The organism is Pedococcus soli, assembly GCF_054782575.1.
This window is the reverse complement of the sequence record NZ_BAAGSF010000002.1, coordinates 1-15,690: the sequence shown is the minus strand read 5'-3', so window position 1 is coordinate 15,690 and position 15,690 is coordinate 1. Positions and strand designations below refer to the sequence as shown.

General features: G+C 60.8%; 23 protein-coding genes and 1 pseudogene. 6 read left to right on the top strand and 18 right to left on the bottom strand.

Going from position 1 to position 15,690, the window contains the following annotated elements:
• The 4 genes and pseudogenes from ACYVKF_RS02905 to ACYVKF_RS02890 all read right to left on the bottom strand — a co-directional run.
• Positions 1–375: pseudogene (locus tag ACYVKF_RS02905) on the bottom strand (hypothetical protein); the annotation flags it as partial.
• Positions 376–450: 75 nt separating this feature from the next.
• Positions 451–798 (bottom strand): hypothetical protein, encoded by a 348-nt coding sequence (locus ACYVKF_RS02900; protein WP_460964744.1) that lies wholly within the window; start codon positions 796–798, stop codon positions 451–453.
• An 86-nt stretch (positions 799–884) separates the two neighbouring features.
• Positions 885–1,106 carry a hypothetical protein gene (locus ACYVKF_RS02895; RefSeq protein WP_460964742.1) on the bottom strand — a complete coding sequence of 74 codons (222 nt, stop codon included), beginning with the start codon at positions 1,104–1,106 and terminating at the stop codon, positions 885–887.
• Complete coding sequence (locus tag ACYVKF_RS02890) at positions 1,103–1,249, bottom strand: hypothetical protein (protein ID WP_460964740.1); 147 nt, start codon at positions 1,247–1,249, stop codon at positions 1,103–1,105. The genes ACYVKF_RS02895 and ACYVKF_RS02890 overlap by 4 nt, the downstream gene beginning before the upstream one ends.
• Positions 1,250–1,465: 216 nt before the next feature.
• On the opposite strand from ACYVKF_RS02890, the gene ACYVKF_RS02885 reads away from it, so the two are divergent.
• Positions 1,466–2,536 carry a hypothetical protein gene (locus tag ACYVKF_RS02885; RefSeq protein ID WP_460964738.1) on the top strand — a complete coding sequence of 357 codons (1,071 nt, stop codon included), beginning with the start codon at positions 1,466–1,468 and terminating at the stop codon, positions 2,534–2,536.
• A gap of 3 nt (positions 2,537–2,539) precedes the next feature.
• On the opposite strand, the gene ACYVKF_RS02880 is transcribed toward ACYVKF_RS02885, so the two are convergent.
• Positions 2,540–2,875 carry a hypothetical protein gene (locus ACYVKF_RS02880; RefSeq protein ID WP_460964736.1) on the bottom strand — a complete coding sequence of 112 codons (336 nt, stop codon included), beginning with the start codon at positions 2,873–2,875 and terminating at the stop codon, positions 2,540–2,542.
• 356 nt (positions 2,876–3,231) lie between these two features.
• Between ACYVKF_RS02880 and ACYVKF_RS02875 the strand changes: the two genes are divergently transcribed.
• Positions 3,232–3,738 (top strand): Uma2 family endonuclease, encoded by a 507-nt coding sequence (locus tag ACYVKF_RS02875; protein ID WP_460964734.1) that lies wholly within the window; start codon positions 3,232–3,234, stop codon positions 3,736–3,738.
• Between the two features lie 194 nt (positions 3,739–3,932).
• Here ACYVKF_RS02875 and ACYVKF_RS02870 read toward each other — a convergent pair whose 3' ends face one another.
• A complete protein-coding gene (locus tag ACYVKF_RS02870) occupies positions 3,933–4,169 on the bottom strand; it encodes a hypothetical protein (RefSeq protein WP_460964732.1) in 237 nt (78 codons plus the stop codon).
• A gap of 141 nt (positions 4,170–4,310) precedes the next feature.
• Here ACYVKF_RS02870 and ACYVKF_RS02865 point away from each other — a divergent pair, with 141 nt between their 5' ends.
• Positions 4,311–4,703, top strand: a complete 393-nt coding sequence (locus tag ACYVKF_RS02865) for a histone-like nucleoid-structuring protein Lsr2 (RefSeq protein WP_460964730.1) — start codon at positions 4,311–4,313, stop codon at positions 4,701–4,703.
• Positions 4,704–4,802: 99 nt separating this feature from the next.
• Positions 4,803–5,126 carry a histone-like nucleoid-structuring protein Lsr2 gene (locus ACYVKF_RS02860; protein WP_460964728.1) on the top strand — a complete coding sequence of 108 codons (324 nt, stop codon included), beginning with the start codon at positions 4,803–4,805 and terminating at the stop codon, positions 5,124–5,126.
• 63 nt (positions 5,127–5,189) lie between these two features.
• Here ACYVKF_RS02860 and ACYVKF_RS02855 read toward each other — a convergent pair whose 3' ends face one another.
• From ACYVKF_RS02855 to ACYVKF_RS02830, 6 genes are all read right to left on the bottom strand, one after another.
• On the bottom strand, positions 5,190–5,495 hold the full coding sequence (locus tag ACYVKF_RS02855; protein WP_460964726.1) for a hypothetical protein: 306 nt from the start codon (positions 5,493–5,495) through the stop codon (positions 5,190–5,192).
• Between the two features lie 42 nt (positions 5,496–5,537).
• Positions 5,538–5,708 (bottom strand): hypothetical protein, encoded by a 171-nt coding sequence (locus tag ACYVKF_RS02850; protein WP_460964724.1) that lies wholly within the window; start codon positions 5,706–5,708, stop codon positions 5,538–5,540.
• Positions 5,709–6,294: 586 nt separating this feature from the next.
• Positions 6,295–6,756: a hypothetical protein gene (locus ACYVKF_RS02845; RefSeq protein ID WP_460964722.1), complete on the bottom strand. Its 462-nt coding sequence runs from the start codon at positions 6,754–6,756 to the stop codon at positions 6,295–6,297.
• 120 nt (positions 6,757–6,876) lie between these two features.
• Positions 6,877–7,368 (bottom strand): hypothetical protein, encoded by a 492-nt coding sequence (locus ACYVKF_RS02840; protein WP_460964720.1) that lies wholly within the window; start codon positions 7,366–7,368, stop codon positions 6,877–6,879.
• Between the two features lie 118 nt (positions 7,369–7,486).
• Positions 7,487–7,711 carry a hypothetical protein gene (locus ACYVKF_RS02835; protein WP_460964718.1) on the bottom strand — a complete coding sequence of 75 codons (225 nt, stop codon included), beginning with the start codon at positions 7,709–7,711 and terminating at the stop codon, positions 7,487–7,489.
• Entirely contained in the window at positions 7,711–8,052 is a 342-nt protein-coding gene (locus ACYVKF_RS02830) for a hypothetical protein (RefSeq protein ID WP_460964716.1), read from the bottom strand. Before ACYVKF_RS02830 ends, ACYVKF_RS02835 begins: the two co-directional genes overlap by 1 nt.
• A 260-nt stretch (positions 8,053–8,312) precedes the next feature.
• Between ACYVKF_RS02830 and ACYVKF_RS02825 the strand changes: the two genes are divergently transcribed.
• Positions 8,313–8,987, top strand: a complete 675-nt coding sequence (locus ACYVKF_RS02825) for a hypothetical protein (protein WP_460964714.1) — start codon at positions 8,313–8,315, stop codon at positions 8,985–8,987.
• A gap of 1,102 nt (positions 8,988–10,089) precedes the next feature.
• Positions 10,090–10,992, top strand: a complete 903-nt coding sequence (locus ACYVKF_RS02820) for a toll/interleukin-1 receptor domain-containing protein (protein WP_460964712.1) — start codon at positions 10,090–10,092, stop codon at positions 10,990–10,992.
• On the opposite strand, the gene ACYVKF_RS02815 is transcribed toward ACYVKF_RS02820, so the two are convergent.
• The 6 genes from ACYVKF_RS02815 to ACYVKF_RS02790 all read right to left on the bottom strand — a co-directional run bounded on the left by ACYVKF_RS02815 (position 10,973) and on the right by ACYVKF_RS02790 (position 15,612).
• A complete protein-coding gene (locus ACYVKF_RS02815; RefSeq protein WP_460964709.1) occupies positions 10,973–11,683 on the bottom strand; it encodes a replication-relaxation family protein in 711 nt (236 codons plus the stop codon). The genes ACYVKF_RS02820 and ACYVKF_RS02815 overlap by 20 nt on opposite strands.
• A gap of 193 nt (positions 11,684–11,876) precedes the next feature.
• The gene (locus tag ACYVKF_RS02810) at positions 11,877–13,988 is read right to left on the bottom strand and encodes a type IV secretory system conjugative DNA transfer family protein (RefSeq protein ID WP_460964707.1); all 2,112 of its coding nucleotides are present in this window, start codon (positions 13,986–13,988) and stop codon (positions 11,877–11,879) included.
• Between the two features lie 8 nt (positions 13,989–13,996).
• Positions 13,997–14,281, bottom strand: a complete 285-nt coding sequence (locus ACYVKF_RS02805) for a hypothetical protein (protein WP_460964705.1) — start codon at positions 14,279–14,281, stop codon at positions 13,997–13,999.
• The gene (locus ACYVKF_RS02800) at positions 14,266–14,592 is read right to left on the bottom strand and encodes a hypothetical protein (RefSeq protein ID WP_460964703.1); all 327 of its coding nucleotides are present in this window, start codon (positions 14,590–14,592) and stop codon (positions 14,266–14,268) included. Before ACYVKF_RS02800 ends, ACYVKF_RS02805 begins: the two co-directional genes overlap by 16 nt.
• Before the next feature lie 191 nt (positions 14,593–14,783).
• Positions 14,784–15,227 (bottom strand): hypothetical protein, encoded by a 444-nt coding sequence (locus ACYVKF_RS02795; RefSeq protein WP_460964701.1) that lies wholly within the window; start codon positions 15,225–15,227, stop codon positions 14,784–14,786.
• 277 nt (positions 15,228–15,504) lie between these two features.
• The gene (locus ACYVKF_RS02790; protein ID WP_460964746.1) at positions 15,505–15,612 is read right to left on the bottom strand and encodes a ComEA family DNA-binding protein; all 108 of its coding nucleotides are present in this window, start codon (positions 15,610–15,612) and stop codon (positions 15,505–15,507) included.
• Positions 15,613–15,690 lie beyond the last annotated feature (78 nt).

Genomic DNA, 15,690 nt, shown 5'->3' with positions numbered 1-15,690 from the left:
GGCGACCACCACGACGATGAGCAGCCCCGCGACGGCGGCACGAGGACCGCTCAGCCGCGCGCCCACGAGCGACTGGGGCAGGGCGAAGAACCGCGGGCCCGGGGGCGTCGGTCGACGGTGCCGACCACCCGTCGAGGGCCGCTGCGGCGGGCGTCGGTCGACAGCAGGCGGACCCTTTACGTCCTCGAGCCAGTCACGGTCGGGCTGCCACGGGGTGACCGGTGGGGCCGCCGACGAGACCCCAGCCGGCGGAGGGTCAGCCGTGCCCCGAGCCGGCGGAGGGTCAGCCGTGCCCCGAGCCGGGAGGGCGCTGCCGGAGGCGAGCAGGGCCCGCAGTCGTGGAGAGGGCTCGGGCGGGCGGCGGCGCAACGGCATACGGGCACGCTAGGAAGCCCATCGCGGCTGGCCGAACCCGAAGGCTGGTCGTTGTGGACAGGGATCGCGGGGAGCTCAGGCTGTGGACGAGGAGCCGTCGCCGGACGTCGCGTCGCGACGGGCCGAGATCCACAGCTCGATGTTGCGCCGGTGGCGGTAGATGACGAGCAGGGCCAGCACGACGCACCAGGCACCCGTGTCACGCGAGCCGAACGGCACCCACCGCAGCCACGACACCAGGCCGAGGGCGAGGAGCAGCAGGCAGGCCGAGACGGACTCGAACCCTGTGGCCCGGTCGTAGAGCTTGGAGGCGACCTCGGCGTCCGCTCGTGCCTTGCCACCTTTTATGGCGTGCAAGAACTCAGGCTGCTTCTTCTTCCACGAATTGACGGTCCGCAACGAGACACCGAAGAAGTCGGCCATGGTCTCGTCGTCTGCACCGAGAAGACACAGCTTGCGCGCCTGGTCGGCGTACTCGTCTCGCCACGTTGATGGACGTCCCCCAGCCATCAGCTTGTCTCCACAGTGCCCTGAGCCCGCAGCTCGTCCGCTGTGAAGGTCTCTATGGGCGTGACCCAGCACTTGGTCTTCGTCATGCGCGTGATGCGGTACGTGCGCTTCTCGCCGTTCTGCATGAACTTCAGGACCTGGCCGGTCTTGAACTCGGCCATGGCCTTGGGGGTAAGGGCGTCGCTGATGTCGAGCCACTTGTGGTTGTACTTGCGGCTCACGCCTTACCCCAGAAGTAAGCGATGATCGTCGCGATCTGGCCGGCCGCGAATGCCATGAGGATGTGCTCACGCTTGCGCAGGTCCTTGGAGCGGCGTCCAGCGTTGTAGCCGTCCTGGTAGTCGTTGGATGGATCGAAGTCCACCTTGCGACCGTCTCGCTGGTAGGGCTCGCGCTCTACGGGTGCTGTCGCGTCATGAACGGCGTCTAGAAACTCTTTGTCGTTGTGCTGAGATTCAGCCATTGTGCAAGTGCCTTGATTACTATCCCCATTATGCGGCACTCGCTATACAATGACAATGAACCGCCCCCAGTCATCGCAAGTGCCTCGGGGCGGCCTTGTGTGCTGTAGCCTGCGCACATGACAGATACGCAGGGCGACTTCGAGCAGGTGGCAGATGATTACATCCGCACCTTCTCAGAGGAGTGGACGAACCAGATCAATTCATTGAACTTGGCAATGGACTCTAATTGGGCGCCGACTCCGGCGCAACGCGTCTTTACGCGACGATTCGCCTCTCTAGTAAATGACGTGGGAAGCCTCCTATTTGACGTTCAGACCGTCTACGCTTCTCCCGCAGTGTCGGCACTCACGATGCCAGAGTGTGAGGAATTGACCAACGCTCTACGCCTTGCTGTCCGCGAGAGCCACCGCGACGACTCTTCCTCGTTCTACACGAGTTTGCGCCATTTCATGAGCACGCTGGATCCGTTGCTCGTAAAAATTCAGATGACTGGCATTACAAAGTTTCCGACGGCCAAGGACGCCCGCGCCGATTTCCTGTCCAGGCTCAGTGAAGTTCAGCGCAAGATGTCTACACTAAAGAACGAAATCACACAGATTGAACTCGAAGAGCTCGTTGGCAGAGCGAATGAAGCTGTAGTCGACATTGCTGAATCACGCGCCGAGGCCCGTGAAGCCCGAGACGACACAGTGGAGGCAGCCGGCCAGACGGGTGCCGTAACGCTAGGGACCAACTTCAAGCGCTTCGGGCGATGGGAGGAGGTCCGGGCCTGGATCATGCGCGTCATCAGCGGCGCCTTGTTCGGCACCTCTGTCTACATTGGCATCAAGCTCTCGGAAGATCTTAAAGACGCCAAGTTCTTGTCCTGGGAGGTGGCGCGCTTCGCAGTCGTAGTACCAATCCTGCTCTTTGCCTACTACTTCCTTCGCGAAGCCGGCCACCACCGCGATGCCGCCCAAGAGGCCCGGCTCAACAACGTGCTCTTGCAGTCGATCAAGGCATACACGGACGAGCTCAGCGCTGATGACAAGTACGTAGTGCGTGCAGAACTGGGAAGGCGCGTCTTCGGCAAGCAGGACAAGGCTGCGGCCGTTCTTCCGGACGGTGCTGATCTCATCGACCCCAAGGACGCCACGTCTCTTGTCGGTGCGATCACCGCCCTGCTCGGTGTCGCGCTCAAGAAGTAGCAGCTAGCGGAGAAGCGCCCGTCCAATTAGGCCGATGAGTGTCATCACCACGGCGCTGATGATGAAGGCGACTGCGCCGACAGTCTCGAAGAGGCTGTCGCCCTGGAACAGCACGATGCCTTGCCAGATGCTGGGTGCCACAAGCAGCACGTACCAGCCAAGCGTCTTCAAGGTGCTGGAGTCCCTGACCATCGCGTGGCCTAGGACCATGCCTGCAAGCAGGCACAGGATCAGTGACACCATCACGCCGCCGACACTGGCTTCTAGCCATGCCCACTTGACGATGTGCGGCTCGTAGATCGGCGACGTGTCCGTCACTAGCTGAATCAGTGTTGTCATCGGTGTACCCACTCCCATGTCGCATACCGGTTCTTGTGCGACGTACGAGGCTGGTGGGCGTCGCTCCCGTTGTGGCTCTTGTCAGAAGAGCGCTCGTGTTGCATAACCAAGTCCATCGTCGAGGGTGCGGACCCAGTCGACTGGTTCGATTTTGGTATTACTTTGACAAGCGGTTGAGAAGATGAGGAAGTTATCTAGTCGGCACTACTGCCATCTATGATATTTCCAATTGACTCAATTGTCGCCAGACCTTCCACCATAGCGGCACGTTGAATCAATGTGTCCAGACGCGCATATTGAAAGGAGGCGAAATGCCGAACCTACCCATCCCAAATATCGAGAGGTATCCTGATGCCATGTCGATGTCATACGCCGAGTTCCTGGCGACTGAGACGACCCACACGGAGTTCTTCGATGGCGAGGCCACGGTGAACCCGCCCTCCCGCCAGCACCAGCGCATCATCCGGCGACTGGCCCGGCTCCTCGAGGACGCGGCTCCCGAGGGCTACGAGGTACTGAGCGAAGCGGGCTGGATGATGCGTCCGGGCTTCGTCTTCGAGCCGGACATCATGGTCGCTGACAAGGACGCTCCCGGCGCTGACCTGCTCCGCGTCGCTCCCCTGCTCGTGGTCGAAGTGGCTTCTCCGTCTACCAAGCACGTCGACCTCGGCCGCAAGACGCAGCTGTACGCCGAGGGCGGTCTGCCCTGGTACTGGATCGTCCAGCCGGACAACGAGTCGATCACCGTCCTGCACAACGAGGACGGGCGGTTCGTGACGGTGCGGGAGTACAGCCGGGGCGTCGTCACCTTGGACGAGCCGTTCGTCGTCACCTTGGACGTCGAGGCCGTCTTCTCGCACTGAGCGCCCACAACAAAGCCCCCGGCCTTCTCGGCTCGGGGGCTTCTTCTACTTCTTGGTGACACTTGTCGGCGGTGCCGCACCACGGTCGAGGTTTTTCCACCTTCCTCGCCGCTTCATTTCAGCCTTGATGAGTTCGTAGAGGCGTTGGCGGGGCTGCATCTTGTGCAGCTCTCGCTCTAGCTCGTTGAGGTTCATCATTGGTGGCGAGCCATCACATCCTGATGGTTGAGCTTTGCCTTCATGGCATTCACGGCCATCCTGAAGTCACGCTGGATGACCTGAAACTCGGTTATGTCGACGCCTCGCGCCACCTCGTTGTAGCCGCCCAGCAACGCGTATATGGCTCGCGCCTCCGTGTCGCCACTGAAGTAATCGGTGTTGATCTTGATGGTGGCTACCTTTGCCCCTATAGATAGTGACTTGACGCTCATTGCTATATCCCTTGCTTATGTATGTAAATTAACACGCCTTAACATACAGTGCAATACCTTTTCTTTACTTTTGTGCGAGTACGGCTCATATTCTGAGTTAGTGGCAAATGTCCACCGTACCTACACGAGAAGGGAGCCGTCATGGCTCGCAAGGAACTCATCGTCGATGACCTCGACGGCTCCGATGGCGCATCCACCGTCACGTTCAGCTTCGAGGACCACAAGTGGGAAATCGACCTGGCACCCGCCAACGTCGAGAAGCTGGCGAAGGTTCTCCAGCCCTTCGTGAACAAGGCCCGCGAGGTCGCCAAGAAGTCGTCCAGCAACGGCAACGGTGAGAGCGTCGCTGCCCGCCTCTGGGCGCAGCAGACCGGCATCGACATCGCGCCCAAGGGCAAGATACCCACGGACATCCTCGAGAAGTACCGTGCCTGGAAGCTCGAAGAGGGCAAGCGCCGGGCGGCTGAGATGACCGCCGGGAAGTCCGCGGACAAGCCCGCCACCACGGCGCCGGCCGAACCCGTCAAGCAGTAATCCCCCACATAACCCGCTACTTCGACTATCGAGGTAGCGGGCTTTACTTTTTGTGTGCTTGGATGACGATGCTCAAAACCCCAAGCATTAGGAGCACCAATGGCACAGCGCACGATCGTTCAGCTCACGGACGACATCGACGGTAGCGAGGCAACGCGCACCATCGACTTCGCCTTCTATGGCACCAGCTACGAAATCGACCTGAACGACAAGAACTTCAAGAAGTTCGATGAGGCTATCCGCCCGTACATGGAGAAAGCACGCAAGACGAGCGGTCGGCGCTCCTCTGGTCGTTCCACCTCCTCGGCGTCCAAGCAGGACCTGGGCGCTATCCGCGAGTGGGCACGCGCCAACGGGCACAAGGTGTCCGAGCGTGGACGTATCTCCCAAGAAGTGCAGGACGCCTACAAGGCGGCTCACTGACTCCAGGTACGCGAAAGCCGCCCATCTCTGCTGAGGTGGGCGGCTTTGTGTTGCAAGTGAAGCCTACGTGTCCAGGCGCTCCAATATCCGTGACAGGCGGCGGTTGTGATCTTCTATCACGATCAGATACCCATTGAGGGTCGCCACGAGAGGCGAGAAGTCCCCATTGATGGCTGCCTTCTCCACACGTTCGGAGTTGTAACCGGGGCCCTCTGGGTTAGATGGTCGCAGGACTTGCCCAAGTTGGTCCTCAAGGTTGCTGATGATCATGGCGCTCCGCGCCAATACCTTCTCGATATCTGAGTAGGGTATCCGGGTCGTCCGGATCGGATCTTCATCGACCAGACCGTAAGTTGCTCTCTCTTCCATTGATATATTCTCCGCTAATTCATTCATTGTCTTGGCCCTGGATCATCGCCCCATGCCCCAGCTGATCAGCAACCCGCCGATGATGCCGCCGTACATCCCGGCCAGGACTGCTAGCCACAAGATGCTCACCGCCACGATGCCGCGCACGACCCACTTGCTCGTCCAGAACGCGGCCTTGGCGGGCTTGCTGGTGAGGATGGCTGGGATCGTCACGCTGCCCTCCCCCGCCGAGAAGCCTTGCCACCCTTGGCTCCTGCTACCCGGGCGCGCTCTCGGCCGCCCTCTCCGACGAAGCCACCGCCTCTACTGATCGTCCCGCCCTTGCGCCCGATCATCTTGTAGAAGTCGAAGCCGTATCGAATCTTGTTGGTAGCCGCCGCCTTGGCACCACCCGTTCTTGTCCCTGCCATTACTCACCTCCCTCGTTCATGATTCGGTCCCGGCGCTGGTCCTCTGCCTCGCGCCTTGCCTTTGCTTTTGCCTGACGCGCTGCCACGCCCTTCTGGGATGCCGCTCGCTGCTGCTCAGGGCTCATCTTCGCGAAGCCCTTCGGCACTCTCGCGAGACCACCCATGAGGCCAGCACGGGCCTTGTGTGCGCGCTCAGCCATGTGAGTGCGCCTGAAGTCGCTTATCGACGTAGCCCTTGACCAGAGCCATGTCAGGAGTGTTGGCCATGGGCTCGAGAAGAGCCTTCATGGCGCCGAGCTCCCTGACCGCGGCGCTGTCACCACAGCCGTTCTGCGGTCGCTTCGTCCGATTGACGTCGAAGGGGGCTCCGCCTCTCCATCCGCCCGCCATTAGAACGGGATCTCGTCTAGGTCGATATCCCCTTCCGGCAGATCGTCTGGTGCGTTGTCACCAGCTTCGAGTGCTGCGAGCGTTGGCGAACCACTACCGACCTTCACGACGTCCGGCTGCTGTCCCGCGACGATCTCCTTGAGCGGCAGGCCTTTGCTGCGTTCTGCCATGTCGGGCAGCTGGTCCTTGAGGTCCTTCATCAGCGGCATCGTGCCTCCCTGCGGTACTCCCGTGACCGTGTACTTGGTATCGAACTGGCCAGTGCCCTGACGAACGATCTTGACGTCGAACGGTGCAGGCATGGCTGCTCCGTCCGGCCAGGACTCCACGATGGCCGCGATGTCCTTGAAGATGCCCTTGCCCTGCTCGAGGATGCGGACCTTGCTGAGGTTGTAGTCCCAGACCGGCCAGGAGAAGCGAGTCGATACATCGCCCCGTCGTACTGCCGGGTGGATACCCAAGGGTGATCCAGGATCCTGAGGTGAACCGGCCGGCCTGGCTCGATCTTCACGAACAGTCCGTCATCTAATTTGTTGAGTGCGTCTCCGTACATACCCATGTGTGTGGGTCCTTGTTTATGGTTAGCCGATCTTCTGCGTGAGCAGTTCCAGCTCCCACGGTTCCAGCGGTTGAAGGCCGGACGGCAGGTTGGCGGGATCTCTCTCGCTAGGCGTCACGATCCGGGTCATGCAGACCCACACCGTGCCCTCGTCGTCATCGTCCGAGTGGAGAAGGTGATAGCCGGGTGCGGGTGCGTACTTCCTCTCCCATGCCCTGAAGGGCACCTTGCGCTTCACGTAGCGCGCCTGGGCTGATTCCGGGTACCCGATGGGGAGTTCCTTCTTGCGGGCGCCGGTCGTACCGTCACCGATGGCTTGTAGCCCTAGGTCTCGGATGGGCTCATCCGTCTTCTCGATCTCGGCCAGTTCCTTGGTGTCGATCATCATGCTGAGTCGCTTCACGAGAACGGGCTCGCCGCGCTGCTTGGCCTGCATGACCATGGCGGCCTCGGCTGGCTTCAGGCGAAGAATCTCGCCGCCGTACTTGTAGGCGTTCCACCAGTAGTCGTTCATCGCTGCGGCTCACTGTCGTCAAACAGTTCTTGGCTGAGCAGCCAAGCGGCGACTGGCAAGACCCATATGGGAGCGGTGACGAGGATCAAGAAGGCCAGTAGGAACCGACCTGCGGCCTTCATCGCTCGTTCTCCCGGTAGCGGACCACGTACGCCGCTGCCAGTTCGACGAGATCCGGAGCCGGCACTTCCTCGTCGGCAGGAACATTGCAGGGCCAGTGCTCTAGCCGCCACTCGTTCTTGTTCAGGCGACCTTTGGCCCGGATCCACACGTGCTCGGTGGGGTGGTTGTAGCCCACTTCTTTGAGCGCTTTCCCGATCTCGTGGCTAACTAAATCCTCCATCACCGCCCCTCCGTCATCTGCCGAATAGCTTCATCCGTGTCGACGCTGCGGGAGTGCTTGCGGGCGTAGAGCTCTAGTCGGTTCCACTTGTCGCGTAGGTCTTCGAGGCTGACGATCTGCGGCACGTACTCCTGGTCCCGAGTAGCGGCGACGTACGCGATGGCTGCTGCCACACGGTCGTAGCCGTGCTGTTGCAGGAGCGTCTTGGCGGCTCGGCGCTGGAACTGTGCCCGTGGCATCTTCAGTTCAAGGTTCTGCTCGAAAGCTTTGACGATGCTGTTGATGTCCGCCTGGCCGTACGTCACGGTCTCCGGGTCGGACTGAATGCGCTGGATGCTCATAGCTCGCGCCCCATACCCCAGATGATGCCTGCGACGATCAGGAGCAGGAGGCCGAACATCACGTAGTTACCGATCAGCCTCTTGCGAGTGGCTGCAATCTCGAGCTCAGGGTGGCGGCTCTTAAAGTAATTCGGGCGTTGTTTAGTTATCACTGCGTTTCCTTTGCTTATGGAAATACTATAAGCATTTGCTTATGGTCATGCAATACCTTTATCCACAGCCTGCCGCACTTGTCGGCGTCCTGCCCTATGCTCCCCGGCATGAAGGGCAACCAGCAGGAGTACATGAACGCTGCGGCACAGATCATTCCTGTGCTTGTGCTGGCGCTTCTCGCCGACCGACGCCGCGACCCCGCTCGTACCTACGTAGTCCTGATCGCTCTTCTCGCTGGCGTCGTGGGTGAGGTCACGGCCCTCTACGCCATCGGGATGGGAACGAACGGCCGGGCCAACTTCGTGGTCAGCGTCGCGATGGCATTCTTGGGCGCAGCGATCCTGATGCCCCACCTCCCGACGTATGCCAAGAACGCGCTCTACAGCATCCCGCCACTCTGGCGATTCATCATCGCCCGCGCGTTCGAGGTGTACGTCCTCATACCCGGCCTCGTCATCACTACGTGGGGCCTCAAGTCACGCATGCACATCTTCACCGTGCTTGGCGTCATCTACTTCACGTTCAGTGGATGGCGCTCGGTGAAAGAGCGGAGGCAGTGGCTGAAGGACAACCCGCAGCAGGTCCGCTTCAACGTTTATACCGAGGCAGACCTCGATGCAGTCGACGTCATCGACCGCGACCTGGCCCGGGCGAACCTCGGACTCAGCCGAGAACAAGAAAGCGCCATGATCGAGAGCTTTCGAGAGCGGCGCGAGAGGAAGCGCCTGCGCAAGGAGAGGCGCCAGCTGAAGAAGCAACCGAAGTCTCCTGACAACGACTGACAAAGGCTCCCCCTCCCCCTCACCGCCTACGGCGGGGAGACCTGTTACTGACTCTGTGGCTTTCGCTGCTCCCTCCCTGCACCCCTTACGGGGTCGTGCAGTGGGCCTGGTGACTACATCCTCAAAGGTTGCACGGTACTCATTCCAAGCTGGTGCACCCCTAGACCACTTTCTACCCCTCGCGAGCGGCGTCAGTGAGACGGAATCGAACCGTCCGGGGAACATCAACTTGCAATGAGCGGTAGTCGGCTCTGGTCTTGCCAGTGCTTACCGTTATGCGCTTGTGTTCATGGGCTGGTACGGAGAGGGGTGTGATTCGCAATGCCTTGCCTACACACAACACTGGTTATCGGCTAGCCACTACCATTCAGCTCTTAGCCTGATGTTGCCCATCGCGTTAACTGGACTATCGACGCTGCAAACGCCTGCCCTCTCCGTATCAACCTATGAATGTACGCTGTCTCGGACGGTGCCGGATCGGTTGCGGGCGGATACCCCGACTGGCTACGAGCTGATGGGGATCGCCGAGGATGGTTGATACACTCGGTCAATCTCCCCTATAGGAACGCTCCATGGCTGGAAACGTTGGGATATCTCTATCCCCAACAGCCCGTAGGTCAGATTACAAACAGGAAGACCTTGAATCTCGCGGTCTTCCTGCTATTGTGAGTAGTAGAAGACGCGAGGTACATCCGTGTCTTTTGTTTGTATCTTCGACTATGCGCCAAGGCTCAAATGATTGCAAGCCCCCGACGACTGAACCCCGCCACGATGAGCGGGGTTCGTTTGCGAGTCAGCCAGGGCACTGCCCCCTGGACGGTGGATCTCGCCACTAAAGCGAAAGGATGCGCTTCACCACCAGCGAACCGTCTATCTTCCGGCACTGATCCGCTTCTCCATCGTGCACGAATGGAATGGCCATTGCAATGCACTGTGGCCGGTCGCATAATCGGTGCATACGGCCTGCCTGCCGTCGTACATCAGTCGGTAATACTCTCCTGAAGTGTTATGTGAAGACCGCCAGCATCTGCTCGGCGGTCTTTCGCGTACAGGCCCCCTGCCCGCTGGTAGCCTCACTCGACTCGTCAGGGAGGGCAGGGGCATGAAGGTTTTCATCAGCTGGTCAGGGACGCGGAGCAAGAAGACCGCAGCGCTGCTGTACAAGTGGCTGCCGCAGATCATCAACGAGATCGATCCGTGGATGAGCGACAAGGACCTCAAGTCCGGTGGCGACTGGGGTGGGGAGATTCGGGACGCTCTCGAACAGGCCAAGTTTGGGATCATCTGCGTTACCCCCGGCAACCGGAGGCGTGAGTGGCTTCAGTTCGAAGCCGGCGCACTCAGCAGAAGAGTCGACGATGCGCCGAACCGTGTCGCACCGTTCCTCATTGGGTTTGAGTCGAAGTCTGACCTCCCCATGCCGTTGGCACGCTTCCAGTCAACCGAGCCGACGCGTGAGGACATGAAGAAGCTGCTCCTGTCCATGAACGAGGAGTGCCTGAAGCCCAGGACCGTCGAGCAGATTGACGACGCGCTGGATCACTACTGGGACTCCTTCGCTGTTCCGTTTGAGGAAATCCGCTCTAGCGTTACTGAGCACACCGGAGACCGGCGCACGGATCGGCAGGTTCTAGACGACATCCTGGCGGCGGTTCGAGGCCTGGAGTCACGCGGTTCGTATGAACATGTCGACGAGATCACGCAGGCAGCGCGTCGTCGTATAGCTGCAAAGATGCTAGAGAATGCTGCCCCACCTCCGGTATGGAGCCTAGATAGGATGCCGGATAGTTTCTCAAGGCCGTCGAAATATGAGGCTGCGCTGAGGAGCCTCGGTTCGGAGATGGGCTTTCAAATAACCACGACAGCAGGCTCGGACCGAGTGACTGAAGTTGGCGTGATGGACGTAGGCGATCCTGGCAGTCTAACCGAGCGTCTCAACCACTTCACTAATGTGGCAGAGAATGCTCTACCCGGAACAAAGATATTCATCTACGTCGGGGGATAGCTCCCTGTCGCGCTATCGAGTTAACCGCATCATCGAACGTTGTGACCTGGAACAGCGAGGGTTCATCCTGCCTCCGCACCACGTTCTCTATGAACCGCGCCCGCTGGGCGTCCGGCACGATCCACAGGACAACAGGGAAGGTGTCCCCGTCCCTGTCGACGTCCCAGCGGTTGTACGCCGCGGTGTAGTGCCGCATCTTGCGTGACAGCTGAGAAGCGAACTCACTCCCCCGGTCCACCTCGATGAAGTACGGATCGGTGTAACCACCACCGGCCATCTCGACGTAGGCGTCAGGCTTCAGCTCGATCTGCCCCACGCGCATCTGCGCCCAGGCTTCTGGCTCGAACGTCTGAAGTTTCGTGCTGTTTAGCTCATCGGCTGTACTAGCCAACTGCACGTACAACTCCGTGATGTCCAACGTGTGCGGATCGGGCGTCCTGGCCTTGCTTGTCACCGGCAGGTAGGTGAAGCCGTCGCTGCCCCCGTTCCACCCGCCTACGGCGCGGTCGATGCGGTTCACCTGCCCCCAGCGGAACAGGCGGGCCATGGTGCGGTTGGTCTTGAAGCGAGCCGTCTTGTCGGAGCCGTCGCGGAAGTACAGCCGCTCCAACTGGCTTGAGGTGATCTGCCTGAAGCGGTTGACGTCCCGAATGATCGCCTTGTCCTTGGGGCTTAGGCGCTTGGGGTTCATAGCCTGGCCGCCGAACGGAGTGAGGGGGACAGGGGGTGGGTCCAGGGGCAGGGGCTGGTGGATTGACGGATGAGGCGAGGAACGAGATGAGGACGGCAAGACAGCCAGCCTGAGCACAAGCCCTCTGACCTGCGGAAACGCTCGTTCTGCCGTACCGCGACTGGTACGCCCATGCATACGGCGACGATTACTCTCACGAAGCGTCCCTCCGACGACCGATACCCGGCCTCTGTCGCTCTTCCTCACGGCTCCTGAATCGCTCGATGAACTCGGCTTCCACCTCTTTCACCGGCCTGCCGTACAGGGCCCGAGAAGCCGCCACGATGGCTGGTCCGTGGCCGGTACTGCGCGGTGCGGTGAGCGTCTTGGCCGTAGCGACCGGAGCTATGCCCTCCGGCGTCATCATGGACACCGCGACCTCGTACTGGCCAAGCAGTTGGAGGTCGCTGGCAGTGAGCGGTCCGAAAGACTTCGACAGGGCGTTGGCGTCCTTCTCCCCCAGCCCGAACACCACCTTCGTCCGGGCGTTGGCGATGAGCGACGACACCATGGAGTCGGGCCGCAGCTGATGCACGTACTGGTTGGCCAGGATCAGTCCCATGCCGTACGACCGCGACTGAGCCAACGCGTCCTCTATGGACACGGCAAGCCGCAGGAAGCGCTGGAACTCGTCGAGCATGAGGAACGTGGGCTCTTTGCCTGGGCGCCGGCCGACCTCGCTCCACACCTGAGACACGAGGATCGAGCCGAGCATCGCGACGTTCGACTCGTTGATGCGCTTCTCGTCGAGCGGCACCAACAGGATCTTGTTGTTGCGGACGATGTCGCGAATCGAGAGGCCGGACTTCTGCCCGACGATGTTGCGCATCATGGAGAAGCCCACGAAGGCGTCCAGCTTGTTGATCACCGAGTCGATTTGGTTGTCCGGACCCGTGTCGAGCCTGCGCCAGAAGTTGCGCACCTCTATGTCGTGGGTGCCCCGCACGACACGACTCCGGTACTCGGGATTGGTCAGCAGGTGCTTGACGTCGTAGAGCGTCAGTCCGTTCATGGCTGCCGTCTGCAGGCTCCATCGAAGGATGTAGTCGAGCCTCGCTCCCCACGAGTCGCTGTAGAGGCTTCTCATGAGGCCTGTGATGAAGGTAGCCGTATGCTCCGGATCGCTGCCGGCCAACACGTTCAGGCCTACCGGGTTGTCACTGTCAGTGGGATCGAACCAGACGACGTCCTGCATACGGTGACGCGGCACGCTCCCTAGAACGTCGCGAGCCAAGTCGCCCTTGGGCTCTATGAGGATGAGCCCGTGGCCCTGTTCCATGATCTGCACGGCTTCGTTATGGAGAAGCGTCGACTTGCCTGAACCTGTGCCGCCGAGCATCCACTGGTGCTGCAAGGCGCTGACCGGATCGAGGGCAATAGGCCGCATAGCGCCAGGGAAGGTACTCGTCCCGATGATGAAGCCGCTCGACGGGATCGAGGGCACCGCGATCAGCTTGCGCCCACTGCCGCGCTTGAGTCCCAGGATCTGCGGTGAGCCGATAGGAAGCCCTCCAACGACTGCCAGAGTGCGAGCCGACATTGTGGCGGGCCATTGGGCTAGCGGGCTTCTGGAGGCTTGTACGTGGGCCACAGCAGTACTCGGGAGCCGTTTGAACGAGAAGACGCCCAACGACCGGTAGGCCGCTTGGACCATGCCGATCCGCTGACGCGCCTTGATCTCGTGTCCGGCCGCTGCGATGCGTCCCTGGACGTAGAAGGGGTTGCCCTTGTCCCCCGCTAGTCCGGCACCGGTGGACGTGATGACGAGCTGCACCATGGCAGCTTCCTTGTCGGCCAGGTCCCTCATCGAAGTCAGCAGGATGCCGACCATCTTCTCGTCAGGCTCGACTTCGTTCTGCTCGTGGCGAGTCATCTCCACGACGTAGCGCCACGGGATGTGGGGACGGATTACTTCTTCCATCCCAATGTTCGGCACGATGCTGAGGAGGTGTCCGCGCACGGCAGGCTCGAGCTCCTTGGGAAAGCTGAGAAGGTGGTAGATCCCTCTAGGAGTACCCAACAGCTCCCACACGATCGTTGGCCGGCCGAACGGCTCGCCGTACTTGGATGGGTGCTTGTAGATCCCGCCTAGCGACGTGAACAGCAGGGCGGCAGGCTCCATATCGAGATCCGGAAACGTCAGGGACCATGTGGAACGTCGCATGTCGATCCTGTTCTGAAAGTAACGCCTCAAGAGCCAGTAGCCACTAATGGCACTGGCGGCAACGGCCACGAAAGCCAGGAACCATAACGAGGCGCTATCCATGCCTTCAGTTATAAACTTTTACGGGTGGCCTTACGAATGGCCGCTTCCGCGCGTTCGTAAGTGGTCCGCAGCCCAGCCTCGATGTACGCGGCCCGCTTGATTTCGTCGGCCACCTGCTTGCGGTAGGCGGCACGCTCGCGCATCTTTTCGAGCCACGATTCTCCCCGTTCCACGAGAAGCCACAGCACGACGTAAGCGGCTGCCAACCCTGCAAGGACGAGCCACAGCCACGGGTAGGAGTCCAGAAGGCTGCCGATGATGAAGATGATGACGATGGCTACCAGGGTTGGCATCGGTATGCCTCCCGCAAAATGGCGTTCGAGTCGTCGACGAAGCCGCACAGAATCTCGTAGTAGAACTGCGCCCGCATCGGAGAACATCCCTGAGCAATGACGCGCTCGATCTTGTCGAGAAGCTGGTCGGTGAGTCCGGCCTGCATAAGTCGCAGCTTGAAGGCGTTGTCGATCTTGAGGGCGAGCAGCATGGCGTCAAGCTGTGCCCTGTACGTCGCCATCTCGATAGCGTGGGTCAGGTCCTTGGACTGCCTGCGGCTCAAAGTCCCAGGCATCGTCGGCCTCGGTGGTTGATACGGCGTCAGGCTCATAGTCATCGTCCTTCCATCCGAAGTGCCGAAGGGTTGCTTTCCAGGCGGCATCACGCGGTGACGTCGTGCTTGTGGTGTCAGACCACCAGGACACGGGCTTCTCCCCTCGGCTGCTACGGCGACGGATACGCCGCCACAACCAAGTAGGCCAGCCACCCTCTTGGGCGACTGGCCTACGTTTGGTACTGCGGTTAAGCGGCTTCCCGCTCCTTCTCATCGGCTTCGAGCAGTGCCTTCGCGAGAATCTCGAGGAGGTCGTACTCGGGGCCGAACGGGCGACGCAGGGCTTCGATGCCGAGGTAGATGCCGAGCATCGGGAAGATGTTTTGGCGTCGGAAGTCGGCCGACTCATTGTTGTTATCGAGCCGGAGAAGCTTGGTGATGGCCCATCGCACCATCACCGGGTCGTCGTAGTTGCGGGCTTGCTCGTCAGTCAGGCGTTCGACACGGCTACGGAGGCAGATAATCAGCATCCGGTACTGCAGAGCCGGTGAACTCATCTCATCCAGTCCGAAGATTTCTCGGAGGAGAGGTCGGCGCTCTGTATGGAAGTGGATCTTGCTCGTCCCAATCAGCGAGCGGAGTTCCATCGTGAGGCCGATAATGCGGTCAGGGTTGATGCGTGTTGGTTCCATGAGAACCCCCTGTTTGACCCGGGCGCTTGTGCCCCGGCTTGTCCCGCCTATCCGCTAGTGCCACCTATGGCCGTGAGCGGAACTGCTGGGAGGGACAAGATCAAACGGAAGTGCTGTGAAACCCTCTCTGGTGAACAGGTGACGCGGACGTGCATGTCCGCCTCCCTTCTTCGAGAACCGACCGCTGGCTGCGGTAGGACTTGTCAGGGTGAGGCACCGAGAAGCTTCTGGTCAAGAGTTGCGTTGTTGATGCCCCCAGATGTCCGACTTGTGCCGCTTACGCTACGTCAGGTGTGCGTACGCTTGCACAGTCCAGGATGCGTTGGGCCAGCACCGGGCCGACGCCGGGCAGCTCCTCGAGCTCGGCGGCGGTCGCCCGGTTCAGGTCGACCTTCGCGCCGGGCGCACCGGCCGCACCCGTGCCCCCGCCCGTCGCTCCACCGCCCGGACCGCTGACCGGACC

Bases quoted from the DNA above. Each gene is read 5' to 3' on its own strand.
- ACYVKF_RS02840 (WP_460964720.1), bottom strand. From the start codon at position 7,368: ATGAACGACTACTGGTGGAACGCCTACAAGTACGGCGGCGAGATTCTT.
- ACYVKF_RS02880 (WP_460964736.1), bottom strand. From the start codon at position 2,875: ATGACAACACTGATTCAGCTAGTGACGGACACGTCGCCGATCTACGAG.
- ACYVKF_RS02820 (WP_460964712.1), top strand. From the start codon at position 10,090: ATGAAGGTTTTCATCAGCTGGTCAGGGACGCGGAGCAAGAAGACCGCA.
- ACYVKF_RS02795 (WP_460964701.1), bottom strand. From the start codon at position 15,227: ATGGAACCAACACGCATCAACCCTGACCGCATTATCGGCCTCACGATG.
- ACYVKF_RS02810 (WP_460964707.1), bottom strand. From the start codon at position 13,988: ATGGATAGCGCCTCGTTATGGTTCCTGGCTTTCGTGGCCGTTGCCGCC.
- ACYVKF_RS02900 (WP_460964744.1), bottom strand. From the start codon at position 798: ATGGCCGACTTCTTCGGTGTCTCGTTGCGGACCGTCAATTCGTGGAAG.
- ACYVKF_RS02835 (WP_460964718.1), bottom strand. From the start codon at position 7,711: ATGGAGGATTTAGTTAGCCACGAGATCGGGAAAGCGCTCAAAGAAGTG.
- ACYVKF_RS02865 (WP_460964730.1), top strand. From the start codon at position 4,311: ATGGCTCGCAAGGAACTCATCGTCGATGACCTCGACGGCTCCGATGGC.
- ACYVKF_RS02855 (WP_460964726.1), bottom strand. From the start codon at position 5,495: ATGGAAGAGAGAGCAACTTACGGTCTGGTCGATGAAGATCCGATCCGG.
- ACYVKF_RS02875 (WP_460964734.1), top strand. From the start codon at position 3,232: ATGTCGATGTCATACGCCGAGTTCCTGGCGACTGAGACGACCCACACG.
- ACYVKF_RS02830 (WP_460964716.1), bottom strand. From the start codon at position 8,052: ATGAGCATCCAGCGCATTCAGTCCGACCCGGAGACCGTGACGTACGGC.
- ACYVKF_RS02815 (WP_460964709.1), bottom strand. From the start codon at position 11,683: ATGAACCCCAAGCGCCTAAGCCCCAAGGACAAGGCGATCATTCGGGAC.
- ACYVKF_RS02805 (WP_460964705.1), bottom strand. From the start codon at position 14,281: ATGCCAACCCTGGTAGCCATCGTCATCATCTTCATCATCGGCAGCCTT.
- ACYVKF_RS02870 (WP_460964732.1), bottom strand. From the start codon at position 4,169: ATGAGCGTCAAGTCACTATCTATAGGGGCAAAGGTAGCCACCATCAAG.
- ACYVKF_RS02825 (WP_460964714.1), top strand. From the start codon at position 8,313: ATGAAGGGCAACCAGCAGGAGTACATGAACGCTGCGGCACAGATCATT.
- ACYVKF_RS02860 (WP_460964728.1), top strand. From the start codon at position 4,803: ATGGCACAGCGCACGATCGTTCAGCTCACGGACGACATCGACGGTAGC.
- ACYVKF_RS02800 (WP_460964703.1), bottom strand. From the start codon at position 14,592: ATGAGCCTGACGCCGTATCAACCACCGAGGCCGACGATGCCTGGGACT.
- ACYVKF_RS02885 (WP_460964738.1), top strand. From the start codon at position 1,466: ATGACAGATACGCAGGGCGACTTCGAGCAGGTGGCAGATGATTACATC.